The 26,387-nt window shown below is 33.8% G+C and carries 29 protein-coding genes; 12 read left to right on the top strand and 17 right to left on the bottom strand.

Annotated elements, in window-relative coordinates; all coding sequences use genetic code 11:
- Positions 1 to 23: 23 nt before the first annotated feature.
- The 12 genes from AAGV28_RS10965 to AAGV28_RS11020 all read right to left on the bottom strand — a co-directional run bounded on the left by AAGV28_RS10965 (position 24) and on the right by AAGV28_RS11020 (position 10,287).
- Positions 24 to 533, bottom strand: a complete 510-nt coding sequence (locus AAGV28_RS10965; protein WP_373406852.1) for a DinB family protein — start codon at positions 531 to 533, stop codon at positions 24 to 26.
- Positions 533 to 1,531 carry a porphobilinogen synthase gene (hemB, locus tag AAGV28_RS10970; protein ID WP_373406853.1) on the bottom strand — a complete coding sequence of 333 codons (999 nt, stop codon included), beginning with the start codon at positions 1,529 to 1,531 and terminating at the stop codon, positions 533 to 535. The genes AAGV28_RS10965 and hemB overlap by 1 nt, the downstream gene beginning before the upstream one ends.
- A 99-nt stretch (positions 1,532 to 1,630) precedes the next feature.
- Positions 1,631 to 2,089: an IS200/IS605 family transposase gene (gene tnpA, locus AAGV28_RS10975; RefSeq protein WP_373406854.1), complete on the bottom strand. Its 459-nt coding sequence runs from the start codon at positions 2,087 to 2,089 to the stop codon at positions 1,631 to 1,633.
- Between the two features lie 323 nt (positions 2,090 to 2,412).
- Positions 2,413 to 3,318, bottom strand: coding sequence for an oxygen-dependent coproporphyrinogen oxidase (gene hemF, locus AAGV28_RS10980; RefSeq protein ID WP_373406855.1), 906 nt, complete (start codon positions 3,316 to 3,318; stop codon positions 2,413 to 2,415).
- A 63-nt stretch (positions 3,319 to 3,381) separates the two neighbouring features.
- A complete protein-coding gene (gene hemE, locus AAGV28_RS10985; protein ID WP_373406856.1) occupies positions 3,382 to 4,407 on the bottom strand; it encodes a uroporphyrinogen decarboxylase in 1,026 nt (341 codons plus the stop codon).
- A gap of 47 nt (positions 4,408 to 4,454) precedes the next feature.
- The gene (locus tag AAGV28_RS10990) at positions 4,455 to 5,108 is read right to left on the bottom strand and encodes a uroporphyrinogen-III synthase (protein ID WP_373406857.1); all 654 of its coding nucleotides are present in this window, start codon (positions 5,106 to 5,108) and stop codon (positions 4,455 to 4,457) included.
- Positions 5,109 to 5,130: 22 nt separating this feature from the next.
- Complete coding sequence (gene hemC / locus AAGV28_RS10995; protein ID WP_373406858.1) at positions 5,131 to 6,057, bottom strand: hydroxymethylbilane synthase; 927 nt, start codon at positions 6,055 to 6,057, stop codon at positions 5,131 to 5,133.
- Between the two features lie 142 nt (positions 6,058 to 6,199).
- Complete coding sequence (hemA, locus tag AAGV28_RS11000) at positions 6,200 to 7,456, bottom strand: glutamyl-tRNA reductase (RefSeq protein ID WP_373406859.1); 1,257 nt, start codon at positions 7,454 to 7,456, stop codon at positions 6,200 to 6,202.
- Positions 7,457 to 7,851: 395 nt separating this feature from the next.
- Positions 7,852 to 8,442 carry a hypothetical protein gene (locus tag AAGV28_RS11005; RefSeq protein ID WP_373406860.1) on the bottom strand — a complete coding sequence of 197 codons (591 nt, stop codon included), beginning with the start codon at positions 8,440 to 8,442 and terminating at the stop codon, positions 7,852 to 7,854.
- Between the two features lie 18 nt (positions 8,443 to 8,460).
- The gene (locus tag AAGV28_RS11010) at positions 8,461 to 8,889 is read right to left on the bottom strand and encodes a hypothetical protein (RefSeq protein ID WP_373406861.1); all 429 of its coding nucleotides are present in this window, start codon (positions 8,887 to 8,889) and stop codon (positions 8,461 to 8,463) included.
- A 134-nt stretch (positions 8,890 to 9,023) separates the two neighbouring features.
- Positions 9,024 to 9,860 (bottom strand): DUF5777 family beta-barrel protein, encoded by an 837-nt coding sequence (locus AAGV28_RS11015; RefSeq protein WP_373406862.1) that lies wholly within the window; start codon positions 9,858 to 9,860, stop codon positions 9,024 to 9,026.
- 37 nt (positions 9,861 to 9,897) lie between these two features.
- Positions 9,898 to 10,287: an OB-fold protein gene (locus AAGV28_RS11020; protein WP_373406863.1), complete on the bottom strand. Its 390-nt coding sequence runs from the start codon at positions 10,285 to 10,287 to the stop codon at positions 9,898 to 9,900.
- A gap of 158 nt (positions 10,288 to 10,445) precedes the next feature.
- On the opposite strand from AAGV28_RS11020, the gene AAGV28_RS11025 reads away from it, so the two are divergent.
- From AAGV28_RS11025 to AAGV28_RS11065, 9 genes are all read left to right on the top strand, one after another.
- Positions 10,446 to 10,823, top strand: a complete 378-nt coding sequence (locus AAGV28_RS11025) for a c-type cytochrome (protein ID WP_373406864.1) — start codon at positions 10,446 to 10,448, stop codon at positions 10,821 to 10,823.
- A gap of 18 nt (positions 10,824 to 10,841) precedes the next feature.
- Positions 10,842 to 11,381: a YceI family protein gene (locus AAGV28_RS11030; protein ID WP_373406865.1), complete on the top strand. Its 540-nt coding sequence runs from the start codon at positions 10,842 to 10,844 to the stop codon at positions 11,379 to 11,381.
- A 136-nt stretch (positions 11,382 to 11,517) separates the two neighbouring features.
- Positions 11,518 to 12,384 (top strand): helix-turn-helix domain-containing protein, encoded by an 867-nt coding sequence (locus AAGV28_RS11035; RefSeq protein WP_373406866.1) that lies wholly within the window; start codon positions 11,518 to 11,520, stop codon positions 12,382 to 12,384.
- 111 nt (positions 12,385 to 12,495) lie between these two features.
- Entirely contained in the window at positions 12,496 to 13,509 is a 1,014-nt protein-coding gene (hemH, locus tag AAGV28_RS11040) for a ferrochelatase (protein WP_373406867.1), read from the top strand.
- A 112-nt stretch (positions 13,510 to 13,621) separates the two neighbouring features.
- Positions 13,622 to 14,032, top strand: coding sequence for a hypothetical protein (locus AAGV28_RS11045; RefSeq protein WP_373406868.1), 411 nt, complete (start codon positions 13,622 to 13,624; stop codon positions 14,030 to 14,032).
- Positions 14,033 to 14,039: 7 nt separating this feature from the next.
- The gene (locus tag AAGV28_RS11050) at positions 14,040 to 14,588 is read left to right on the top strand and encodes a CopD family protein (RefSeq protein ID WP_373406869.1); all 549 of its coding nucleotides are present in this window, start codon (positions 14,040 to 14,042) and stop codon (positions 14,586 to 14,588) included.
- Positions 14,589 to 14,717: 129 nt separating this feature from the next.
- A complete protein-coding gene (locus AAGV28_RS11055) occupies positions 14,718 to 16,133 on the top strand; it encodes a PAS domain-containing sensor histidine kinase (protein WP_373406977.1) in 1,416 nt (471 codons plus the stop codon).
- 9 nt (positions 16,134 to 16,142) lie between these two features.
- Entirely contained in the window at positions 16,143 to 16,925 is a 783-nt protein-coding gene (locus AAGV28_RS11060; protein WP_373406870.1) for an enoyl-CoA hydratase/isomerase family protein, read from the top strand.
- Positions 16,926 to 16,982: 57 nt separating this feature from the next.
- Positions 16,983 to 17,381 (top strand): hypothetical protein, encoded by a 399-nt coding sequence (locus AAGV28_RS11065; RefSeq protein WP_373406871.1) that lies wholly within the window; start codon positions 16,983 to 16,985, stop codon positions 17,379 to 17,381.
- 94 nt (positions 17,382 to 17,475) lie between these two features.
- On the opposite strand, the gene AAGV28_RS11070 is transcribed toward AAGV28_RS11065, so the two are convergent.
- The 3 genes from AAGV28_RS11070 to AAGV28_RS11080 all read right to left on the bottom strand — a co-directional run bounded on the left by AAGV28_RS11070 (position 17,476) and on the right by AAGV28_RS11080 (position 20,038).
- Positions 17,476 to 18,129 (bottom strand): HD domain-containing protein, encoded by a 654-nt coding sequence (locus tag AAGV28_RS11070; protein ID WP_373406872.1) that lies wholly within the window; start codon positions 18,127 to 18,129, stop codon positions 17,476 to 17,478.
- Positions 18,130 to 18,305: 176 nt separating this feature from the next.
- Positions 18,306 to 19,292 (bottom strand): acyl-ACP desaturase, encoded by a 987-nt coding sequence (locus AAGV28_RS11075; RefSeq protein WP_373406873.1) that lies wholly within the window; start codon positions 19,290 to 19,292, stop codon positions 18,306 to 18,308.
- Positions 19,293 to 19,303: 11 nt separating this feature from the next.
- Positions 19,304 to 20,038 (bottom strand): lysophospholipid acyltransferase family protein, encoded by a 735-nt coding sequence (locus tag AAGV28_RS11080; protein WP_373406874.1) that lies wholly within the window; start codon positions 20,036 to 20,038, stop codon positions 19,304 to 19,306.
- A 124-nt stretch (positions 20,039 to 20,162) separates the two neighbouring features.
- On the opposite strand from AAGV28_RS11080, the gene rnpA reads away from it, so the two are divergent.
- The 3 genes from rnpA (at position 20,163) to AAGV28_RS11095 (ending at position 23,091) form a co-directional block, all read left to right on the top strand.
- A complete protein-coding gene (rnpA, locus tag AAGV28_RS11085) occupies positions 20,163 to 20,573 on the top strand; it encodes a ribonuclease P protein component (protein ID WP_373406875.1) in 411 nt (136 codons plus the stop codon).
- Positions 20,574 to 20,650: 77 nt separating this feature from the next.
- Positions 20,651 to 22,285 carry a S41 family peptidase gene (locus AAGV28_RS11090; RefSeq protein ID WP_373406876.1) on the top strand — a complete coding sequence of 545 codons (1,635 nt, stop codon included), beginning with the start codon at positions 20,651 to 20,653 and terminating at the stop codon, positions 22,283 to 22,285.
- Positions 22,285 to 23,091: an OmpA family protein gene (locus AAGV28_RS11095; RefSeq protein WP_373406877.1), complete on the top strand. Its 807-nt coding sequence runs from the start codon at positions 22,285 to 22,287 to the stop codon at positions 23,089 to 23,091. Before AAGV28_RS11090 ends, AAGV28_RS11095 begins: the two co-directional genes overlap by 1 nt.
- 7 nt (positions 23,092 to 23,098) lie before the next feature.
- Here AAGV28_RS11095 and AAGV28_RS11100 read toward each other — a convergent pair whose 3' ends face one another.
- Together AAGV28_RS11100 and AAGV28_RS11105 are read right to left on the bottom strand one after the other, a co-directional pair.
- Positions 23,099 to 24,124 carry a DUF4837 family protein gene (locus tag AAGV28_RS11100; RefSeq protein ID WP_373406878.1) on the bottom strand — a complete coding sequence of 342 codons (1,026 nt, stop codon included), beginning with the start codon at positions 24,122 to 24,124 and terminating at the stop codon, positions 23,099 to 23,101.
- A gap of 206 nt (positions 24,125 to 24,330) precedes the next feature.
- Positions 24,331 to 26,301, bottom strand: coding sequence for a LysM peptidoglycan-binding domain-containing protein (locus AAGV28_RS11105; RefSeq protein ID WP_373406879.1), 1,971 nt, complete (start codon positions 26,299 to 26,301; stop codon positions 24,331 to 24,333).
- Between the last annotated feature and the right edge of the window lie 86 nt (positions 26,302 to 26,387).

The raw sequence follows: 26,387 nt of genomic DNA on the forward strand, positions 1-26,387 counted from the left end.
AATAAAATAGTTTCGTTTAATGCTTACCAACCCACGTATTTTGGTGGTTCTATTTGTTTGAGATTCAAATAAACGATAATTTGTGCGCGGTGGTGCGTTAGGTGGTCCTGCATTAAATTAAGTATTTGCAATTTAGACTTAGGACCGGCAAAAAACGGGACTTTATTTGATAATTCGCCCTCACTAGCCTGCTGTACAAAGGCTCTGGCTTGATCAAAACTAGTTTGAATATCTAATAAAATTTGTGCTTTGGAACGCGATGTATCAAAAACTTTCTTTTCGTATTTTTGAGTAGAAAAGTGTGTCGTACTCAACCACAGCATATTATCTTGGATATGAAACAACTGCTCTCGAAAAGACATTTCGCGGGCTGCTGGTTTGAAATCGTATTGCTCCTCTGGCATGGCACTTGCTACAGCGAGTAAGTATTCTTTTGAATTGTCCCATTTTTCAATGAATGTGGGAATAATTTCTGCTTGGGCAAAAAGATTTATACTTAAAAGAAAACCTATGACAATAAAAATATTCTTCATTATTTTTTGTTTAAAAGTATTGCGGCTTCTTTGGCAAAATAAGTCGAAATTAAACTGGCTCCTGCACGCTTGATGCACATTAACTGCTCCATCATGGTTTGGTCGTGATCTAGCCAACCTCTTTCTGAAGCGGCTTTAATCATAGCATACTCACCAGAAACATGATATACCGTTACAGGCACATGAACCGCATTTTTTACTTCGCGAACGATATCTAAATAAGCAATTCCAGGTTTTACCATCACCATATCAGCACCTTCTTCAACATCCCAAAGTGCTTCTTTGATTGCTTCTAGACGATTGGCATAATCCATTTGGTAGGTTTTTTTATCTTTTGGCACCACTACATCTGCTTCTTTTGGAGCAGAGTCTAAAGCATCCCGAAACGGTCCGTAAAATGCCGAAGCATATTTGGCAGAATAACTCATGATGCCCACGTTGCGAAATCCTGCAGCATCTAAACCTTGGCGCAAGCGTAGTACACGTCCGTCCATCATATCGCTTGGCGCTACAAAATCAGCACCGGCTTGAGCATGAGAAACAGCCATTTTTACCAAAGCATCGTTGGTACTATCATTTTCGACATCGCCATTTGCTATGATTCCGTCATGACCATAAATAGAATAAGGATCCAAAGCCACATCAGGCATGACAATCATTTCTGGACAAGCGGCTTTGATGGCACGAATGGCATTTTGCATGAGTCCGTTGGGGTTCCAAGCTTCAGTACCTGCGTTGTCTTTTAGATTTTCATCGACTTTTACGTAGATGTTTACTGCTCGAATTCCTAAATCGAATAATTCTTGCACTTCCTTTACAGTTAAATCAATAGAACGGCGAAAAATTCCTGGCATAGATGGAATTTCTACTTGTACGTTTTCGCCCTCGGCAATAAACATTGGAAACATAAAATCACTTGGACTTAATGTAGTTTCTCTAACTAACGAACGAATGGATTCGTTAACTCTTAACCGACGACCTCTTTGTAATGGGAACATATTTTTAGTTTTTCAAGCTCCAGAGGAGCATAATATTTATAGTAATTTGTTTTATCGTGATCTATTTAAGCCCAGTAAGGGCGACATATTTATCTCTAATTAAACATCATCAAAAAGATATTCATTTTTAAAATCAACATTAAACATTTTTAAAAATTCTACATATTCCTCTCTGAATGTTTTTATTTTATGATGTTCTTCTTGATTTTGTATGTAATTGATAACATTTGTCAATTGTGAATGACTATAGGTGAATGCACCAAATCCAGTTTGCCATTCAAATTTACCTTTTATCCAAGCTTTTTCATTAATGAATCTTGATGAATTGGCTTTTATATCTCTGACCAAATCTGATAAGGCTTTATTTGGCTTTAAGCCAATTAAAATATGAACATGGTCTGGCATTCCATTAATCGCAATCAGTTTTTGACCTTCATTTGTAACAATACCAGTGATATATTTGAATAATTCATCTTTCCATTTACTAGAAATTAGATTTTGTCTTCCTTTTACAGCAAAAACAATTTGGATGTATATTTGAGAATAGGTGTTTGCCATTATAAATTGATGTTGGTTAAATATATCATACTTACGGGATTCAATTTCAATTACATAAATTATTTGCTATAAATATGGCGCTCCTACGGAGCTACAATGAATTGATTTAATTCTATAAATATAACGCTCCTACGGAGCTAGATCAAAACAATATTATTAATTCAAATATAACACGGCGCTATAAATATAGTGCTCCTACGGAGCTAAATCAAAACAATGCTATTTATTCAAATATAACGCGGTTGCTATAAATATGTCGCTCCTACGGAGCTAAAATGAATAAAAACAATATTATTTGCTTTACATATAGCACTCCTACGGAGCTAAACCATCCACTCAACAGGATTCTCTAACACTTTCAATAACTTTTCTTCTTCACTTCCTGATTTTGGATGATGATCGTAAACCCACTGAACATGTGGTGGTAATGACATCAATATTGACTCGATTCTTCCGTTAGTTTTTAGTCCAAATAAAGTGCCCTTGTCATGAACTAAATTAAACTCAACATAACGACCTCTACGAATTTCTTGCCAGGTTCTTTGTTCTGCGGTAAATGGTAAATTTTTTCGTCGTTCTAATATTGGAACATAAGCGGTAAGAAATGAATTTCCAACTTCAGTTACAAAGTTAAACCAATTTTCCATTGACATTTGTTCTGTTTCCTTGCAATAATCAAAGAATAATCCACCTAGTCCACGAGCTTCATTACGATGTGCATTCCAAAAATACGCATCGCATTGTTTTTTATATTTTGGATAAAAATCTAAATTGTGTTTATCACAAGCGGTTTTACACGTTTGATGAAAATGAATCGCATCTTCTTCAAATAAGTAATAGGGTGTTAAATCCTGTCCGCCACCAAACCAACTATTGATAACATTTCCGTTATCGTCATACATTTCGAAATAGCGCCAATTGGCATGAACCGTAGGTGCCATTGGGTTCTTAGGATGGATAACCAAACTCAATCCGCAGGCAAAAAAATCAGCTTCGCCTACGTTAAATAATTTTTGCATCGAATCGGGTAATTTTCCATGAACAGCAGAAATGTTTACACCGCCTTTTTCGATTACGTTTCCGTTTTCGATAACACGAGTTCTACCGCCACCACCTTCAGGACGATCCCAAAGGTCTTCCTTGAATTTGGCTTGACCTTCAACGGATTCTAAGCCAGTAACAATTTGGTCTTGCAGGTTTTGTATGTATTGGTAAAATTTGTTTTTCATATTTATCAGTTATCAGTCGCAGTTATCAGTCGCAGTTTTTCTAAAAACTGAGACCGAGACTGTTTACTTTTGATACTCCTTCACCGCATCAATAAACGCTTTGGCGTGATCCACAGGAATATTAGGTAAAATACCGTGGCCTAAATTTACGATGTATTTGTCTTTTCCGAATTCGTCAATCATTTCATGAACCATTTTCTTAATTACTGGAATTGGAGAAAATAATCGAGAGGGATCAAAATTACCTTGTAGTGTGATATTTCCGCCTGACAAATAACGTGCATTTCTAGGTGAGCAGGTCCAATCTACACCTAGTGCAGAGGCTTTACTTTTACCCATTTCGTTCAAAGCAAACCAACATCCTTTACCAAAAACAATAACTGGAGTTACCTCAGCTAAGGCATCGATGATTTGGTTGATGTATTTCCATGAGAATTCTTGGTAATCAACTGGCGATAACATACCGCCCCAAGAATCAAATATTTGTACCGCATTCACACCTGATTTTACTTTTTCTAACAAATACAAAATAGTGGTGTCGGTAATTTTTTGTAATAAAGTGTGCGCCGCTACTGGATCTGAGAAACAGAATCCTTTGGCAGTATCAAAACTTTTAGACCCCTTGCCCTCAACCGCATAACAAAAAATAGTCCATGGCGAACCTGCAAAACCTATTAAAGGCACCTCATCGTTCAACATTTCTTTCGTCAACTTAACCGCATCAAAAACGTAACCTAAAGTTTCATTGACATCCGGAACGAACACTTGGTTTACTTGCTCCATCGTACGAATGGGATTCGGGATAATTGGTCCTAAATTGTCTTTCAATTCTACATGAATTCCCATAGCTCTTGGCACCACAAGAATATCAGAGAACAAAATCGCCGCATCTGGAGCAATTCTGCGAATAGGTTGAACTGTAATTTCGGCAGCTAATTCTGGAGTTTCGCAACGAGTGAAAAAGTCATATTTGTCTCGCAAAGCTCGGAATTCTGGTAAATACCTTCCTGCTTGACGCATCATCCACACCGGTGGACGTTCAACAGTTTCTCCTTTTAGTGCTCTTAAAAATAGGTCGTTCTTTATCATTGTTTTAGGTTATTTTGCTTACGGCATATTGCCTAAAGCGTATTGCTCTATTTATATTCTTCGATTACAACTTCGATCACATCTTCAATTGTAGGCTGATCAGCGATGACGATGTTTTTTGTTTTATTTTCCAATGCTGATGCGGTGGTTTCACCAATGCAAAAGCAAATTTCGTTTTTTAATTTATTATCTGCTAAATAACTCTCCACTCCCGAAGGACTAAAAAACAAGACTGCATCAACAGTTCCCTTAATTTTTTGAGGAGTCAGTGTCGTTTCGTAAACTTCAATTTCGTTAAAAATCACTCCAGCTTCTTTTAAAGCATCTGGTAAAGTATCTCTACGTTTGTTCCCACTAAAAAAAGTATAGCTTTCCGATTTGTAAATCAACGTAATTATTTCAGCTAAATCAGCCGCATAACCCGTATAAGCAATTACTTCAAAACCATTTTCGGTTAGTAAATTTTTGGTTTTTATACCAACACAATATATTTTTTTGGCTTTTAGCGTTTCTAATTCAGGATGTTTTAAAATACATTCAACGGAATTTTGACTCGTAAAAATCAAACTTTCGTTTGTGTTTTTTAAGTCAAAAGGCTTGATTTGTGTACTGATAAAATCATTTTCGATGAGTTCTAAACCAGCTTCAATCAGTGGTTTTTTTTGAGATTCAGTAAGTATTTTGGTAGCGAGTATTTTCATGTTTTGGAATTGGAAAACAGAATTATTTTTTCAAAGTTGTTTTTATATTCGCCATCAATTTCGTTCCGCCGTTCTCTAAAATTTCTTTAGCAGAATAAAATCCTAATTTTTTCCATTCTTCGATAGGTACCACTTTGTTGATTTCGATTTTTTCTTTTCCGTCCAATGAAAATAAAACGCCATCAAAATGAATGGTATCTTCGTCTTCATTGTATTTTGCCAAAGCACCAATAGGAGCGGTGCAACCACCTTCTAAGGTTCTTAAAAACTGACGTTCGATATAAGTACAAACTTCGGTTTCAATATCATTAAGATGCGAAAGTGCATCCAGAGTGTAATTGTCATTTCCCATAGCAACTACAAGCATGGCGCCTTGAGCTGGCGCAGGAATCATCCAATCCAAATCAATATAATCGCTCGGTTTTAAGTTGATTCTTTCCAGTCCTGCAGCGGCAAAAACGGCTCCGTTCCAGTCGCTTTCCTGTAATTTTCGCATTCTGCTATTTACGTTTCCACGTAAATCGACTACGTTATGATTGGGGTATTTGTTCAACCATTGTGCCTGACGACGCAAGCTTCCAGTGGCGATAGTTCCATTGGTTTCCAAGAAATCTAGATTGCCTTTATGAACTAAAATATCTAAGGTATTGGCTCTTTCTAAAACAGCAGCCTGAACAATTCCGAGAGGTAGGGCGGTAGGTACATCTTTCATCGAATGTACTGCAATATCCACATCGCCGTTAATCATGGCGATATCTAATGTTTTGGTGAAAATTCCAGTAATTCCTAATTCGTATAAAGGCTTATCAAGAATAATGTCGCCCTGAGATTTTACGGCTACAATTTCTGTTTTGTACCCTAAATCGTTTAACTTTTTTTGAACAGTATGTGCTTGCCATAAAGCGAGTTCGCTATCTCTTGTACCTATACGTATTATTTTTTCTGCCATTTTTGTTTTAAACTATTAAATAATGTTACCATTATTTATTTTATTAACCATTAAGAAATTAAGTTTCACTAAGGTTTGTTGTACTTTGTTGATGATTAAAGCTTGGGAAGCATTACAATTTTAATAGTCAAAAATAGTAGAATTATTTAACCAATGCCTCAATTTTAAAGACTTTTTCAATCCATTCGATACTTTCATCTACCATGGTGTTTTCATCTTTGAGGTGATTGGCAAAATGAGTAGTGATTTTTTGAATGATTCTGTTGCTGATGATTTCGGCTTGTTCTTCGTTAAAATCGACTATTTTTTTACTTTGAAAATCCAATTCTGAATTTTTTATATCGTTCAGTTTGGCTTTTAGCGCATTAATAGTTGGTGCAAATTTTCGACCTTTAGTCCAAGTTTTAAATTCGTCTTTTATTTCCTCTATAATAGCCTCGGCAGCAGGAATGTGTCTTTTTCTGTTTTCTAGAGTTTCATCTGTCATTTGGGACAAATAATCCATGTGAATAAGTGTTACACCTTCTATCTCGGTAACATTTTCATTTACGTTTTTAGGAATCGATAAATCTAAAATCAACAAAGGTTTTTTAAGATTTAAAATGGCTTTATCAACTGTTGGATTTTGTGCACCAGTTGCAACAATTAAAACGTCAGCTTTTTGTAATTCTAACTGTAAATCCGAATAATCTTTAACCACTAAATCCAATTTTTCAGCTAATCTTTCGGCCTTGTCTTTGGTTCTGTTGATTAAAGTAATTTGCTCGTGTTTGGTGTGTTTTACCAGGTTTTCACAGGTATTTCTACCAATTTTTCCTGTTCCAAAAAGCAAGATATTTTTATTAGTAATATCTTCTACGTTTTTGATAATATATTGAACGGATGCAAAGGATACAGAGGTTGCACCCGAAGAAATTTCAGTATCTGTTTTTATTTTTTTACTCGCCTGAATCACCGAGTTGACTAAACGCTCCATGAAAGTGTTTATTAAACCATTGGATTTACTTTGGTTGAAAGCGTTTTTGATTTGGCTGATGATTTCAAAATCACCTAAAATTTGACTGTCTAATCCTGTTCCTACTCGAAACATGTGGTTGATAGCGTCTTGGTTTTTATAGATATAAGCTACTTCCTGGAATTCCTGAACGGATCCGTTGCTGTTTTCGCAAAGTAATTTAATTAATTCGTAAGGGTGATTGGCAAAACCATAAATTTCGGTTCTGTTACAAGTGGAAGTTACTATTAACGACTCGATACCTTCGGCTTCAGCCTGCATTAATAAAATAGATTGAGCTTTGGCGTCTAAGCTAAATTTTCCTCTAATGGTGGCATCTGCTTTTTTGTAACTTAGACCTAAAGCGTAAAAAGTGCTGTTTCTGGACATGTTAAAATTTTCCATAATTATACTTTCCTTAAAAAGTTCAACAAAATTATTATTAACTATTTTATAAAAACAACGCTGTAAGTTCTTTTTGTATCGCTTCGAGAATATTTGATTCAAAATAGTAATTACAAAATCGATTATATTTAAAAATATAGCAAAATCAGGTGTTTTTTAGTGTTTTATGTAGATTTATTCTAAATAAGACCGCTGTCTGATTTCTATATTATTTACGAAAAAATATCGCTTAGGGTTCTATGAAAATGTAAAAAAAGTATATTTTTTATCAGGTTAAAAAAACACTACTTTCAAACTCATTGTATTTTGTGTATTTGAGTTTTTATTTTCAATTGGATAATGAAATAAAAACGCTACCAGAAATGATTCGGTAGCGTTTTTAATTCTTAAAAAAATTACTTTTGAACAATAGGTGTTCTTAGTGATTGTAAAACAACAACAATGTCAGCATATAATTCTGTGTTTGAAGCAACACCATTTGTATTTGCAGCAGCACCTACATAACCAACAAATTTAGTATAGTCCGCATCAGATGATTTTGTTCCCATACGAGGATTTTTTGCCGGATCATGAGCGTCAACCATATTCAATCCTGAATACGTATTTACTGGATTTGTTCCTCCTGTATTAAAAGAAAAGAAATCAGTTAGATTATCTACTAATATAGCTAAATTAGTAGTGTTGTTAGCTCCAACTTCTGCTAAAACTGGTGCAAAATGTGCTCCAAGGTTTCCAGAAGCATTGTTTTGTACATCAGCAACAATAAGTCCTACGGTAGAGTTTACCACCTTACGGAAAGATAATCTACCAGCTTCAATCATTTGTCCAGAATTATCAGGATCGGCAACCATTTTTGTTCCACCTAAACGGGTGTAAATTGATGCTTTTACTGGTTCTGGCGCTGGATCATCGTCATTGTTGCAAGAGGTAAATGTTGCCGAAGCAGCTACTAATACACTTAGTGTAAGTTTAGAAAAATTTCTCATAATTATTGAATTTAAGGATTAATTAAAAAATTGATTTATTGATTTTGATACTTTATAGCTCATGCTATTTTGATCCACAGGACAAACCTCTTTGTTTGCCATTCCTTCTGGAAGAATATAGCGCTCGGCTTCATAAGGTCTTTTGGTCATCAGTTCGTTGAAAACAATTTCTGAATTGGTAATTTTATTATTGTGGAAATACACAACTACATTTCTTTTGACAATAATAGAATCGGTAGTTAGGCCTTTGATAGTTCTTAGGTCGGCACAAATTTGTTTGGCTTGTACCGAATCGATATTGGATTTAAAATCAATTCGACTTACTTGCAAATTGGGGCTGTCATAAACGGCTGGTTTAGCCGTGATAATATGAAACAACAAAATGGCAATAAACAACACTCCTATGCTTACTGCTGCGATTACTACTTTCTTGACTGTTTTATTCATTTTCTATAAATTTTAAGTTTTCAAGTTCATTTACGAGGCTTTTTGAACCATGGTTTTAAAATTGAGGAAAAAAAATTAATTTAGAATTGGTTTAAATACACATAGTGCTAAATACAGTTATTCTCTGGCTTTTTTTAAAAAACTCTAAGTAAATTGAATCCGAAAAACACATCCCCTTTTGTCCAGTCTCCGGTGGTTTGGCCTAAATATCCCGCTTCGTGAATACCTTGAGAACTGGTAAAGTGCATTTGGAAAACGTGTCCGCCTGTTTCTAAATCAAAACCAATAGAAAGAGGGTTTTTGTAGATAGAATTAGTTGCTCTATTTAAATGGGCTGCATAATCCACATTAAGAGACCAACGTTTTGACAATTTGTAACGACCACCAAAACCGATGGCATATTGCATATTATCCTGTTGTGCATTGTCTACAAAGTTTTCGTGGAAAACAGTCGGTGCCAATTGCAGCGATAAATTTTCTGAAAATTTTCTGGAAATCAATAATTGTTGTACATAAGTGAACCGATCGTTAAAAGTAAGGTTTGGGTACAAACTTTGTTTTAGCGTATTATTGATGGCTAAACTGGAAAAACCTGCAATGGTTACAGGAAAACCATCGGTTATTTGATGAAGCAAAGTATATTTTGTAGAAAAATCATAGGCTAATTCGCTTCTCGCTCCACTTATGGTCAACCAATCAGTCAAACCATAAACAAATTTAAGTTGGGTATTGGCATTGTCTAAACCAAAGAAACCCTCAAATCCTTCTTTTACAGAGCCAAATCGATGGGCAACAATAAAATACAAATCGCCTTTTGCGGCCAGTTTGGTCGATTCCAGATTGACAATTTTTAAGCCTTTGAAGGCAGAAGTAACTTTTTCTTTATCCGAAATGGTATCGATACCTTTTAATAAATCTTCTTGTGCGAAGGCAAAAACAGGAAATAATAATAGTAATAGTAACTTTTTCATAAAATATAAATTTAGGTTTGTTAGTGAAGTGGTTTTTTTATCGAATAAGTGAACTTTGATCCATTTTGAACTCTTGGAGCAATTCGTCGTAGCCTAGAAATCTTCCTTTGATTCGAATTTTTTTGCCCGAAATGATGTCTTTAGAGAAGCTGTCATTAAATATTGCAAACATTTTCTGGTCTAAAATAATGGCTTTGTTTTCTATATCTACAGCTGTAATTTTTGCTTCTATTGCAATGGTTTGATCTTGGTATTTGGCAAAAGCCAAACTATCATTTGCTGCAAATTCTTTTACTAATGCAGGAATAGTGACTAAGTATTGGGCTTTTTCGCTGCTTATATCCCGGTGCTTTTGATAGGTGTAACTATAAATGGCAAATGCTACTATAAATAAAATTAAAATGCTATAGGTTATTTTTTTCTTCATCGTATTGATTTTTAAGTCTAATGCTATGTACGGAAAAAGAGAAAGATTGGTTTTTGTTTATAAAAAGAATTACAAATTGAAAACTAGAGTATCAATTTTAACGTAAGTGTAAATGTCGATGAGATGTAATTTTATTTTAATCTAAAAACCAATTTATTATGAAACCAAAAAACCTTTTTCAACTTCTAGTGTGCACTAGTTTTTTAATGGCTTGTTCTACTGATAATCCAGATACTTTAATGGAAGACACGCCTACGCCTCCTACTGGTGGAACCACAATAACGTATCGTCAAAATGTAAAATCCATTATTGATAATAATTGTATTTCTTGTCACGGAGCAACGCCTAGAAACGGCACTTCGTTGTCTTTATCAACTTATGCCCAGGTTAAGAACGCTATGGAAAACCGCGGTTTGTTGAATCGAATTTCGTTGAATAATGGCAATAGTGCTTTGATGCCTCAAGGGGGGCCGAGATTACCGCAAACAACTATTGATGTAGTAGCAAAATGGCAACAAGACGGATTATTAGAGTAATTTAAAACAAACTAAAAAATGAAAAACAGCATACTTATAGCAATTTTAATTCTCTCGAATTGGGCAATTGCACAAGAAAAAAAAATGAGTAAGTCGGCAGTGATTGTTTTTGAAGCTTCAGTACCTTCTTTTGAAGAGGTAAAAGCAACTAACAAAAACACTACCATGGTTTTAAATTCTAAAACAGGCGAAATAGCCAGTTTAGCCTTAATGAAAGGCTTTCGGTTTAAAGTGGCATTGATGGAAGAGCATTTTAATGAAAATTATGTGGAGAGTCACAAATATCCGAAAGCCTTATTTAAAGGAAAAATTGTAAATTTTGATGCTAATGCTTTAACTGAAAACCCAAAAGAATTTATAATCAATGGAAAATTAGAACTTCATGGAAAAACAGTAATGCTCAATGTTCCTGCTAAGATAAGAAAGTCTGGTTCTGGAATACATCTAGTATCTAAATTTATCGTTAATGCTAGTGATTTTGATATTTCAATTCCATCAGTGGTTAAGAATAAAGTGTCGAATAAAATCAATATTCAGCTGGATGCGGTTTTGAATTAATCGTACTAAAAAAATAAAGATGCTATAAAATGAGTAGGAAGTGTTAATAAACCATCAAAAAGATTTAATTTTGAAAGACCAAAGTATTGTTTAACTACAAACATTGATATTTAGAGAAATGAAATAAATCAAAAAAATGGAGGAAGAAATAAAAATTGACGATGATTTTATTTTAATTCGTTTTCAAAATAATACTGATGAGGTTGTAACTTTTCAGCGCCCTGTGCAATTGGGATTAATTCAGTTTCATTTTGGGTTAAAAGGAAGTGCTAATTATATTTTTAATCAAGGCAATTATGTCTTGAACCTAAAAGAAGAGAAAGCATTGTTGTTTTATAATACCGAAAAAGAATTGCCATTAAACGTAGCAATTGCGCCAAAAACCTGGTTGATTTCTATATTTGTTTCCATTCGAAAATTCCACGGATTATTCACTAATGATGCGGAGCATATTCCGTTTTTAAGTAAAGAAAATCAGGATAAAAAATACTATAACGAAAGCGATATTAGTCCATCGATGGCTATTGTCTTGAACCAAATGTTTCATTACAACTTGAATCCATCTATAAAAAACCTGTACTATAAAGGAAAAGGATACGAATTGTTGAGTTTGTTTTTTAATCGAAATGAAGATCCAAATGCTGAGCAATGTCCGTTTTTAGTCGATGAAGAAAATGTGCTAAAAATCAAGAAAGCCAAAGAAATTATTATCGCCAATATGTCTGAACCACCTGGATTACAGGAATTAGCCGATCAAGTGGGACTGAATTTAAAAAAACTCAAAATGGGTTTTAAACAAATTTATGGCGACACCGTTTATGGTTTTCTGTTTGATTACAAAATGGATTTTGCTCGAAAATTACTCGACAGCGGTTCGTATAACGTCAACGAAGTTGGTTTGAAAATAGGTTACAGCACCGGAAGTCATTTTATTGCCGCATTCAAAAAGAAATTTGGAACAACACCCAAAAAATATTTGATGTCGATTAATACCAATATGTAAACGCCATTAGTTTTATATATCAAAACATAAGTAAAAAATAACATTTATCATATACTTTAAAAGTGCTTTAAATTACTTTTGAAAAAATCAAAAAACAACAAAAATCTACACATGAAAGGAGTATTATTAGTCAATCTGGGTTCGCCAGAAAGTCCAACGCCAAAGGATGTAAAACCGTATTTAGACGAATTTTTAATGGATAAATACGTTATTGACGTTCCGTTTTTATTACGTGCTTTATTAGTTCGAGGTATTATTTTACAAACCAGACCCAAAAAATCGGCAGAAGCTTATGCTCGAATTTGGACTGACGAAGGTTCGCCTTTAATTGTGCTTTCGAAAAAAATGCATGAAAAAGTTCAGAAATTGGTAGATATTCCTGTTGCTTTAGCGATGCGTTATGGAACCATGACCATCAAAAAAGGATTGCAAGAACTAAAAGACAAAGGCGTAACCGAAGTAATGTTGATGCCATTGTATCCGCAGCACGCAATGGCTTCGACAACCACTATTGTGGTTTTGGCCGAAGAATTGCGTCAGGAATTTTTTCCAGAAATGACTTTTACCAATGTTCCTGCATTTTATAATAAACCCGATTATATTCAGGCATTGGCCAATTCGATAAAAAAACATTTGGAAGGCTTTGAGTACGATCATTTGTTGTTTTCGTATCACGGAATTCCGAAACGTCACATTCGTAAAACAGATGTAACGAAATCGCATTGCAAAATTGATGGTTCTTGTTGTAATACGCCATCGCCAGCACATGAGTTTTGCTACCGTCATCAATGTTATGAAACGACTAAACAAGTGGTAAAATTATTGGGAATTCCAGAAGGGAAATACAGCCAAACGTTTCAATCTCGATTAGCGGGAGACAAATGGTTAACGCCTTACACCGATGTGGAAATAAACAAAATGCCCGAGCAAGGTATCAAGAAATTGGCTGTAGTAACTCCAGCTTTCGTAGCCGATTGTTTAGAAACTTTAGAAGAAATTGCTATGGAAGCCAACGAGCAATTTTTACACCATGGTGGCGAAGAATTTATGGCTGTTCCTTGTATGAATGATGAGGACGAGTGGTGTGGTGTGGTGGCCAATTGGATTGAGGATTGGGCGAAGTAAAAACATTTTTATGATTAAAAAGTTTTACATAATCATTCCCTTTTTAATTTTCTGCAATTTTTCTTTTGGTCAAAATAGTTTTTCAGAAAAAATTAAATCTGAATGTAAAATAATGGCAGATGCTATGCTTCAAAAAAACTATTCAACAATTATCGATTACACATATCCAAAAATAGTTGAAATGGGAGGTGGGAAAACATCTCTACTAAAAGCATTGGAATCCTCATTTAAAAAAATTGATGGTGGTTTTGAATTTGATAAAATTACTTTTGGAGAGCCCCAAAAGATTTATGTTGCTGGAAAAGAATTACATTGCATTGTTCCAGAAACACTAATAATAAAAACAAATAAAGGGAAAATTCAGGCAACTTATTATTTATTGGCAACTAGCAGAGATAACGGAAACAAATGGTATTTTATAGAAACTCATAAGTTCACACCGGACATTCTAAAAAAGATTTTTCCTGATTTTAATTATAATCTTGATATTCCTGAAAAAACTAAACCAATTCTAATTGATTAAATAATTTATGGAATACTACAACTACCTAAAATCCCTACACCTCATCTTTGTAATTACTTGGTTTGCAGGTTTGTTTTATATTGTTCGTTTGTTTGTGTACCAAATTGAAGCCAACGAAAAACCATCGCCAGAGAAGGAAATTTTGCAAAAGCAGTTCAAAATTATGACGTATCGTTTGTGGTATATTATTACTTGGCCTTCGGCAGTTTTGGCTAGTTTTTTTGCTTTTTGGATGTTGTTTTTTACCGAAATAGGAAACGCTTGGTTGCAAATGCCCTGGATGCATGTTAAACTTGGCTTTGTTTTTGTATTGTATTTGTACCATTATAAATGCCATAAAATATTCAAAGAATTACAAAACGATCAGGTAAAATATACTACTAATTTCATGCGTTTGTGGAACGAAGGTGCTACAATTATCTTGTTTGCCGTAGTGTTTCTAGTGATTTTAAAAAATGCTGTAAATTGGATTTATGGTGTAATTGGGATTGTATTGTTTTCGGTTTTAATTATGCTGGGTTTTAAATTTTACAAAAGAATTAGAGAGAAAAAATAGTTGTGAGTTATGGGTTATGAGTTGTAAGTTTATGACGCATAACTCATAACCCATAACTCATAACTTTAAAACATGTTTAGAGTCTTCAAATTATCCATGCTTTCATTACGAGTTCGAATCTTTCTTTCGATGATCGTGGTGATAATTGTAGCTTCGGTTTTGTTAGCTTCTATTTCGATAATTCAATTTAAAAATGAAGCTAAAGAGTACCATCGAGAACGTCTAGAGCGTAAGGAAAACGCGGTGAGAGAACACATCAATTTTTTGCTTTCTACCACAACTTATCCGCTTACAACGGATAATTTAGATTTAATTTTCAAGGATAAAATTCATGAGCTGGCTCATATTCATAACACCGAAATTAATATCTATGACCTTAATGGGAAGTTGTTAAAGTCGTCTAAAGAATCTTTTTCTATAGATAAAGTAGCACCTGCAATTCCAAAATACATTCTTAAACTCGTTCGTTCTTCTATCGAAAAACGTTATGAAGACATTAAAACAATAAACGGAATTAAAAACAGATCCTCTTTTACTCAAATCAAAGATGACAAATTCAAGCCTTTGGGGGTTTTGAATTTACCGTATCAAGAAGACGATGGCTTTTATGACAAGGAATTAAATAGTTTTCTTATTCGTTTAGGACAGGTGTATTCCTTTATGTTGATTGTAGCATTTGCTTTGGCTTACTTTCTTTCGTCCTATATTACTAAGTCATTGAAAACCATTTCGGATAAGCTAAACGAAACCCGATTGAATAAAAAAAATGAAAAGATTTTACTTTCAGCTAATAGTAAAGAAATCAATTTGTTGATTAATGGTTACAACCAAATGGTCGATGAATTAGAAAAAAGTGCTATCAAATTAGCGCAAAGCGAAAGGGAAGAAGCCTGGCGCGAAATGGCCAAGCAGGTAGCCCACGAAATCAAAAATCCATTAACACCAATGCGATTGACTGTTCAGAGTTTTCAGCGAAGATTTAATCCTGAAGATCCTGAAATCAAACAAAAAATGAACGACTACTCCGAAACATTGATTCAGCAAATTGACACCATGAGTGCTGTTGCTTCGGCTTTTTCTAATTTTGCTTCCATGCCAGCACAACAAAATGAAACCTTAAATGTGGTGGATGTTGTCGAATTAGCTTTGGATATTTTCAATGAAAATAATATTGTTTTTGAATGTGATGCTCCTGAGATTATTTCAAAAGTCGATCGTACCCAATTAATCCGGATTATTACTAACTTAGTCAAAAATGCTATTCAATCCATTCCGGAACAACAGGAAAACAAAACGGTTTTGGTTTGGGTAAAAAAGGAGAATAATAATGTATTAATTATTGTTCAGGACAACGGAATTGGGATAAAAACCGAAGATATAAATCGTATATTCGAACCTAAGTTTACCACAAAAAACAGTGGTATGGGATTAGGATTAGGAATTATAAAGAACATTATTGAAAATTATAAAGGCACTATTAGCTTTGAAACCGAATACGGAAAAGGAACTCGTTTTACCGTTTCTCTCCCTATTATTAACTCTTAAATCAATACCATGAACTACAAAAATATTTTGATTGCTCAAGAGGATACTATTGTAACTATTACCATTAATCGTCCAGAAAAATTGAATGCTTTAAACAGAGTTACCATTCAAGAATTGCATCATGCGTTTTCTGCATTGGAACCAATTAAAGAGATTAGAGCTATTATTTTAACGGGTAGTGGTGAGAAAGCATTCGTGGCAGGTGCTGATATTGCTGAATTTGCTGATTTTTCAGTCGAGGAAGGCATCCAGTTAGCCGCTCAAGGACAAGATATTTTGTTTAATTTTGTCGAAAACTTGAGAGTACCTGTTATTGCAGCCATTAACGGATTTGCCCTTGGTGGCGGATTAGAATTAGCTATGGCTTGTCATATTCGTGTGGCATCAGAAAATGCTAAAATGGGACTTCCAGAAGTTTCGTTAGGCGTAATTCCGGGTTATGGAGGAACGCAGCGTTTGCCACAATTAATTGGTAAAGGTCGCGCCTTAGAAATGATACTTTCTGCTAAAATGGTAACAGCTGAGGAAGCCTATAGAACGGGTTTAGTGAATCATGTAGTGGCTCAAGAGGAATTATTATCCTATTGTAATGAAATAGCTCAAAAAATCATTAAAAATTCGCCTGTAGCAATTGGTATGGCTATTCATGCCGTTAATGCCAATTACAAAGAAGGCGAGAACGGTTTTGAAACCGAAATAAAATCCTTTGGAAAATGTTTTGGAACTATAGATTTCAAAGAAGGAACTCAAGCATTTTTAGAAAAAAGAAAAGCGGTTTTTACGGGAGAGTAAGCAAGTAATTCAGTGCGCAGTAGCAGAAAGCAGCAAATTAAAAATTTAAAAAACAAAATGTCATACGAGCCTATATTTGCCCTTTTTTGGGAAAGAGTAAAACAAAGTATTGAAGATAAAACTTTTGCTAAATTAACCTTGGCAAAAACCATTGGTGATACTGAATTAAAAAACATTTATGTTCGTCCAGTTTTGCTGGAAAATGATGTTTTTAGTCTTTCGTTAATTGCAAGATATAAAACCGAAGAAGTTGAAAGTTTTCATAGTTTGGACGAAGCTTATCCAATATTAGCATCTTATATGAACCAACCTTTTTTAAGTGCCTTATTATTCACCACAGAAAACGATGTTGTTTTTAAACTCAATAAAAAAAGAGTGGGAAGCATTACAGAACAAGCTCCAACTTTTAAAAGCGCTTCTGATGTGATTCTGGAAATGAAAGAAAAAGGAATTTGAAAAAGTGTTCAGTGTTCAGGTTTTTAGTGATCAGTTGTTGGAATAAATAAAAAGTTGTTGATTAACTGAATACTAAAAAGCTGAATACTGCTAACTATTTCTCTCCTTCCCATTCAGCATAAAATTGTGCCAAAAATCCTTCCATAAAACGGTGTCTTTGCTGGGCAATTTGTTTTCCCGTTTGGGTGTTCATTTTGTCTTTCAGTAACAATAACTTCTCGTAAAAATGATTAATTGTTGGCGCCTGACTATTTTTGTATTCGTCTACAGTCATTTTAGTGTTTGGCGCAATTTTAGGATCGTAGAGCGTTCTGTTTTTAAAACCGCCATAATTGAACGTTCGGGCAATTCCGATCGCTCCAATGGCGTCTAAACGGTCTGCATCTTGAACAATGTCTAATTCTATGGAATTGAATTTTTTTTCGAAATGGCCACCTTTGAACGAAATGTTCTCAATGATGTTTATAACGGCATGGATTACGTCTTCACTAACATTTTGAGATTCCAGAAAAGTACGGGCAACTTTAGGCCCCACTGACTCGTCGCCATCGTGAAATTTACTATCAGCAATATCGTGAAGTAAAGCACCCAGTTGAACTATTTGCAAATTGCAATTTTCTTCTTTAGCAATCAATAAAGCATTTTTATACACTCTTTCAATATGAAACCAGTCGTGTCCGCCTTCGGCGTTTTCTAATTTTTGTTTTACAAAAAGGATGGTAGTGTTTATTAAATCTGTAGTATTCATTTAAAAAAGGGTATAAAAAAAGCTGATTTTTAAAGTCTAGGCCTCAAAAATCAGCAATATAAATTAATAATGGCAATGGCAATTTCAATAGCAAAAATCAAATAATATTCAATTTGAAATCATTTTCCCATTTCAATCCATCTGAAATCAAAAATCGTTAATCTTCAATCTGAAATCTACAATCTTGCTGGTTCTACCCATTTAAAAATATGAGATTCTTTAGGGATCACTAATCTTTCAGAAACTCTAGCCATTCGAGCAGGTAATTTCATCAAATAATCACGTGCTTTTTCTGCTTCGTCAGTTAAGCCTCCAATTTTTTCAATTTCCCATTTTTCGATTAATTTTTGCATGATTTCAACATAATCTTGTGCTGTGTAAACTCCAATACGTTGTGCTGAATCCGAAAATAATTCGAAGGCAGAACTTATTTTTTGTCCTGATTCTCTTAAAAAATGGGCTGGCATTACAATTTTTGCTTTCATCATGTATTGAAAAGCAAGCATCATTTCGCTAGGGTCAACTTTGAAAATTTCGCTCACAAAATGGCTATACGCATGGTGGTGACGCATTTCGTCTCCAGCTATCATTTTACACATTTTAGAAAGTTTTTTATCGCCATAGTTTTTAGCTAATTGCGAAACTCTATTGTGCGAAACATAGGTTGCTAACTCTTGAAAACTCGTGTAAACAAAGTTTTTATACGGATCTCTACCAGTTCCAATGTCGAATCCGTCATTGATAAGGTGTTGTGTTGTCATTTCTACTTCACGCATGTTCACACGACCAGATAAATACAGGTATTTGTTCAATAAATCACCATGACGATTTTCTTCTCCTGTCCATTGACGTACCCAGGCAGACCATCCGTTTCTTCCTTCATTATCCACTCCTTCTACTTCCATCAACCAGTTTTCATAAGTTGGAAGTGCTTCTTCGGTAATCATATCACCCACCATGGCTACCCAAAAATCATAAGGTAAATCTTTTGAAATTTCGCGTAATTCTTTTACTTCTTCTAAGAAATTATCGCCTTCAGAATTGGGTAAAAAATCAGACGGCTGCCATATTTGTTCCACGGGAATCAAATACTGATCCATGTAGCCCGTCACGTTTTTTTCCAAAAACTGCATAACTTCTAATCGAATGTTTTTTATAGACATTTTATTATTTATTAAAATTGTATTCCTTTTATTACTGCACTTTCAGTCTTCTCCATTAATTCAGGAAAATTATAATCACTTACCTTTAAAGGCTTATGAATTACAAAGGTAAGATGATTTCCTAAACCTACTGGAAAAAAACCATATTTTACCATTTTCCAAGAATTGTTAATACTCAGCGGTACAATGTAAGCTGAAGGTGCGCTTTTGCATAATATTTTTAATCCTGTTGGAGCAAATTCTTTGGGTTTACCTGTTTTGCTTCGGGTTCCTTCTGGGAAAATGACTGCCGAACGTTTGTTGTTTTCAATGTATTCGGATAATTTTTTTAGTTCAGGAATGGCTTGTTTCGGGTCTTTTCTATCAATTAAGGCTCCTCCGCCATGCCTTAAATTAAAAGAAACGCTTGGGATTCCTTTACCTAATTCTTTTTTACTTACAAATTTACAATGAAAACGTCGCAAATACCAAATCATAGCAATAATATCGTACATACTTTGATGATTGGCTACAAAAATCAAAGGTACTCCTTGAGGAATACTATCTCTATTTTCGAATTGATACGTTGTTCCTACTAAGTTAGTACATTTTAGCAAAAAAAAGTTCAAATAGTCCACACTTTTTTTGTGCGCTTGATACCCAAAAATATTCAAGCAAATCCATTGAATGGGATGAAAAATAACCAACGTAAGTCCAAAACACAAATAATAAATAACCGATATAGGATAGGAAATAAGTTTTTGCATTTTAAAAAAATTAGCTGCAAAAGTATGAAATAATTTTTTAGTGCTATTTAATTCCTAAACAATAATAGGTCTAGTGTTAAATTGTACCTTTGTACTTTACAAAAAATGTCTTTTACTGATACAAATGAGCTTTAACTATCCAAAAAACGAAAAACTAAAAAGTAAAATCAGCATTGGATTGTTGTTCTCCGAAGGCAATTCGGTTTCTAAATATCCCTTGCGATTGGTGTATCATTCGGGTTCTTTAAACGAAGGCGAAAAAATAAAAATGGGTGTTTCTGTTTCTAAAAAGAATTTTAAAAAAGCCGTTGACAGAAATCGTTTCAAGCGCATTCTTCGGGAAACGTATCGCCTCAACAAACACATTCTTTTGGATAATTTAGACAAACCGTATGCCTTTATGTTTTTTTATCAAACCAAAGAGCGTTTGTCTTACGAAGAAATTAATACCAAAACCATTCAACTGTTTGAAAAGTTTGTAGCTCAAAATATAAAAAAAGAACTTTCTGACAAGGAAGATGAATCGGGTAAATAATCTATTAAGAGTACGTTTGTTGTCAATTTTATTATTGCTGATTTATTGCTACTTTAGTGGTCTGTAATTTTAACATTATGAACTTCTCTATTAAAAAAAAATACATCATTCCTGTAGTCGCTTCGGCTTTCTTGTTTATTGGTTCTAGTTTTAAAGACAACTTTTTTGAAATTGCCAAGCAAATCGAAATTTTTACGACACTTTTCAAAGAATTGAATACCAATTATGTTGATGAAACGAATCCAGGCGAATTGATGGACAGCGCCATCAAAGGAATGCTGGCGAGTTTAGATCCGTACACAGTGTATTTTAACGAGCAAGATGTGTTGAAATTTAAAATCAACAATACAGGAGAATATACTGGAATTGGTGCTTTGATTACCCAAAAATCAGGGAAATTAATGCTGCGTGAAGTTTATAAAAATTTCCCCGCCGATAAAGCAGGATTTAAACCTGGAGATGAAATTATTCAAATAGGCGATGTGCTAATTGCTGATTTTAAAGACGATGCTTCTCAATTGCTAAAAGGAGCAAAAAATACTAAAATTGACATTCGATTCCTTCGTCAGGGAAAAACCAATACCACCCAAATTTCACTCGATGAGGTCGAAATTAAATCGGTTCCTTTTTATTCAAAGATTGATGATAAAACGGGTTACATTGTTTTGAGTCGTTTTAATAAAAAGGCTTCGAATGAAACCAAAGAAGCTTTATTGGAACTCAAAAAACAAGGTGCTGAACGTATTGTTTTAGACTTAAGAAATAATCCTGGCGGACTTTTAGGCGAAGCCATTAATATTTGCAACTTGTTTGTTCCAAAAAACGAAGTGATTGTAACCACAAAATCCATCAACGCGAAACACAACAATATTTATAAAACTGCTGCTGATCCTGTAGATTTAGAAATTCCATTGGTAATTATTGTAAACGATAAAAGTGCTTCGGCATCCGAAATTGTTTCAGGTGCTTTACAGGATTTAGACCGTGCAGTAATCATTGGAAGCCGAAGTTTCGGAAAAGGGTTGGTTCAAAAACCAGTCGATTTGACTTATAATACACAGTTAAAAGTAACAATTTCCAGATATTTTACGCCTTCTGGAAGATGTATTCAAGCGATGGATTATGCTCATAAAGAAAATGGAGTGGCAGTTCGAACTAAAGAAACTAGTTATAATTCGTTCAAAACCCGCAAAGGAAGAACTGTTTATGATGGAGGCGGAATTTTGCCAGACATCCAAATGGAAGAATCAAAAACAAGTGTCATTGCCAATGCTTTGCTTAAAAACGATGGTATTTTTAATTATGCTACAGTTTATTATTACAAAAATCCAAACTTAGGCAACCAAATTCCAAATTTCACCAATGCTGATTTTCAGGATTTCAAACAATACTTAAAAAATCAAAAAATTTCATTTGACACTGAAACTGAAGTGGCATTGAAAAACACTTTGGCTATTGCCAAAAAAGAAGCCATTGATGGTGAGATTAGTAACGAATACAATCAATTGCTAGCTGTGGTTCAAAAAAGCGAAGCCACGCAATTAGATAAAAATCAAGAAGAAATCAAGAATTTGATTTTAGAAGAAATTATAAAACGATTCCAATATCAGGAAGGTTTTTATCAATATTACATGAAATCCAATTCGGAAATTAAAAAAGCGGTGAATCTTTTGAACGATACTGCAACCTATAAGAATATCTTAAAAATCTAATGATAAAATCTACACTATTAATTTCTTTTTTTGCTTTGAGTGGATTGTGTGCCCAAGAAAAAAAAATTGGAACGGTGTATTTTGACTTTGACAAATACGATATTGATGCTGTCCAGAAACAAATTGTTGCAGATTTTATTAGAGAAATAGACACGACACAATTAGAATCCATACAAATTTATGGCTATTGCGATGATAGAGGCAATAACGATTATAATTTAAAATTATCCGAAAATAGAGTAAATGCAGTCAAAAATATTTTAATTGCCAATGGATTCAAAAAGAACAAAATGGTAGTTATTGAAGGCAAAGGACGCGTGCTTATTGATGATTTTTCGGGCGAAAGCCTAGCTGATCTTCGTTCAAAAAATAGACGTGTTGACTTATTAATTGTAAAGAAAAATAGTTTTGGAAAAGGAATTTATAATTCACTTCAAGAACATCATGAAGTAGGGGATCGCATTTATCTTGAAAACATTTTTTTTGAGTTAGGAAGCAGCAATCTTACGCTGGCCTCTCAAAAAGAATTGGATAAAATAGCCGCGATACTTCAAAAAAATAAAGCAATAGAATTTGAAATTCGCGGTCATGTGTGTTGCACGCCTAACCATTACAAAGATGCTATTGATCGTGCAACTAAGGAAAGAAAACTTTCTTTGAATCGTGCCAAAAGTGTTTTTAGGTATTTGATTTCTAAAAATGTCAATAGTTTAAGGATGATTTATAAGGGTCTAGGAAATCAATTTCCTTTAGGCAAAGGTGATGAGTACGATAGAAGAGTAGAGTTTTTGATTACCAAGAATTAATTTCAAATTAATCTCTGTTTTCAAACATGGCCATAATCTTTGATTTTTCCTTTGTAAGCGGTTTTTTATTGATTTTAACCGATTTTATGATTGCTTCTAACTCAAGCATCAAATCTCTTTTTTCTTTTGAAGGAGAGTAGCAAAAACCCTCTAAAACAAGTATGCGATCGTTTTCTTTGTCAACAATGGCGTAATTGATAAAAGGACCAGACATAAAATCGTTTTTTAATTCCCAGGTTCCCTTCGTTTCATAGGCTTTTTTATAGTTCAGAACAATATTAAAAAAATAAGGCGCATAAGCTTCTTCGGTGATCATATTGGTATTTAATTCTTTGCCATGAATGTATAGTTTTCCTATGGAATCTCTCATTTTTATAATGTTTGAAACTTTACTATTGCTGTTTTCGATACTACTCATAGGGACCTGATACAATAAAAGACTGGTGTTTCCACTGATAATTTCTTTTTTAAACCATGCAAATCCATCTTTTTGAAGCATTAATTGATAGTTCGATGGAACATCAAGATTCAGATTAAAGTTTTCTTTAAAAAATTTCTGACCCAAAAGTGACTTTTTGTTGATGCGTTGGAATTCTTCAATCTCTGTTTGATGAATGGTTTTAATAATTTCTGCTGCGTTTTTTTGAATGAGACACAAAATATCATTAGCTGCTTTTCCTGAAATATGAAACACATTTTGAGGTGAAGCATACTGGTTTTTCACAATTTTAAAATTTTCTTTAGTATCTTTTTTTATAACAATAATGTTTCGGCTATCAGTCATAAAGCCTTCCATTAGTTTTACAGGATATTGATTGATATTAAAAAGAGGTTCTTCCTGAGGTAATCCAATTACTGGTGAAGCAAATTTATTTCGGATGCTATCGCCAATTTCGCCATTCCACAATAAATCATCGATAATTACCGAGATATTATTGATTTTTCCAGTTGCTTTTCTAGCATTAGTTGTTTCCTCTTTGCAAGAAAAGAAAAAAATGGTAATGAAAAACAATATAAAATGGAATCTGTTCATTTTGTATCGATTGTAACCGCAATTCAATCTTTAGATTGGAATTGTTGTTTGAGTAATTGATTAGGTTTCTTATGTTATACGCTGCTAATATCGTTCCATTTTTGTAGAATTAGGATAAAAATAAGGTATAACTAGCAATTATAAGTAAAAAAGGGCTTTATTCTGTTACCAAATAAAGCCCTTCTTGTGTTTTTTGAGATTTAAAATTAACCTCCTATTTTTAATTTCATTCCTGGTTTGATGTCTTCATTGTTGATATCATTCCATTTTTTTATATCTGAAACGGTTACTCCAGATTTTTTTGCAATACTAAATAAGGAATCTCCTTTTTGTACAAGATAGTCTTGCTGCAAAGTCTTGTTGTTTTTCTTAAAAGAAGCAACCGAACTTTTAGAAGTATGTATGGCAACTTCATTCTTAGCCACAATAAGTTTTTTTCCAAATGCAATATTGTTGTCTGAAAGATGATTCCATTCCTTTAACTCGGCAACAGCAGTACCGAATTTTTTTGAAATAGTACCAAGGTTGTCTCCTTTTTGAACCGTGTATTCAATATTTTTCAATTCAGTTGCATGAGTTGTAGCAATAGCTTCTATTTCTTTCTCAGTAATTTGCAATGAAATTCCCGCTTGGATGGTGTTTCCAGTAAGTTTATTCCATTCTTTAATTTGAGCAACAGTTACGCCATTTTCTTCGGCAATAGTGTTAAGGTTATCACCTTTTTGAACAATGTAATTCGAATTTTTATTAGCAATTAAAGTATCCGCTTTAATTTCTTTTTTAATTTTTTCGGTCTTGTTTATTTTGGTTTCTACCGAAGCAACTGCAGTATTGTTTTCAGTGGCTATTATTGTTAGGACTTTCCCGTAGGAAATAGAATTGCTGCTTAATTTATTCCATTTTTTCAAGTCGTTAATATCAACATTATATTGGCGGGCAATACTGCCTAAGTTATCGCCTTGTTTTACTTTGTAATATTGAGTAACACTTCCAACAGGATAACTTGGTTTTTGGACAGTGGCTACTGTAGTAGTGTTATTTTTAAAAGGACTGGTATTTTTAACTTCTGATTCGTGTTGGATGTAAGCGTAAATCTTTTCTTCATTAGAAACAAATACTCCTATTTTCTCTTTTGGTAATCGCAAATAATGATTTTCATTATTATAATGCGGAATTACATTGAGTTTGTACGAAGGATTGAGTAATTGCAATTGCGATATCGGAACGTCCAGCAAATCAGATATTTGATTAAATGTCATCTGCTTTTTAATCATCACAGTGTCGGTAGCAAAATGTTTTACAATTGCTCTGTTGGGTTTAATTCCGTGTTCGTTATGGTATTCGTACAAATACATTGTAGCTAAGAAAGCAGGAACATAACCTTGTGTTTCTTTTGGAAGATGATTTTTAATACTCCAAAAATTTTGTTGTCCGCCTGATCTTCTGATGGCTTTTGAAACATTTCCTGGCCCTGAATTATAAGACGCTAAAACCAGTTCCCAGTCGCCAAAAATGGCAAACATATTCGACATATATTGCGCAGCTGCCTCAGTAGCTTTTAATGGATCGCTGCGTTCGTCAATATAAGAATCGATTTTTAAATTGTATTGTTTTCCTGTATGATACATAAATTGCCAAAGTCCAGTGGCACCCATTTTAGAAACCGCTTTTGGGTTTAATGCCGACTCTACAATGGCTAAATATTTTATTTCTAAAGGAACATTTTGCTTGGCAAATGTTTCTTCAAACATCGGGAAGTAATATTCCGAAATCGCCATAATACGTTCAAATGACTTTTTTCTATTTTTTAGAAATGATTTAATGATGTTTTCCAGTCCTTGATTGTATTGAATGTTAAATGGAGATTTAGCATTCATGGCTTCTAATCTGGATTTTAGTAATTCAGTAGGTAGTTCATAATCTACTTTTTCATCCGTATTGATATTTGCAATATCCTTTGAGATGTCATTGTATAAATCAAGATTTGTTAGTTCTTTAGTCCACAAACTATCCACACAACTCGCTATGTCGTCATGAACAAAGCTGTGTTTTACAGAATCTAAATAAGAAAGCTTAGTTTCTAATACAGAAATTCCCTTGTTTTCGGCAATTTCTTGCGAAAACAGGGGAACTGTTAGTAGTAGAAAAAAGGATAAGGTGATTTTCTTTATATTCATATTTTTTATTGTCAACGTGCTTAATTTTAAACAATTACAGAATTGTTTATGCAAACTTAATAGGTTACAACTAAAAAAATCAATAA

The sequence above is a fragment of the Flavobacterium zubiriense genome (assembly GCF_041729725.1).
Lineage (GTDB): Bacteria > Bacteroidota > Bacteroidia > Flavobacteriales > Flavobacteriaceae > Flavobacterium > Flavobacterium zubiriense.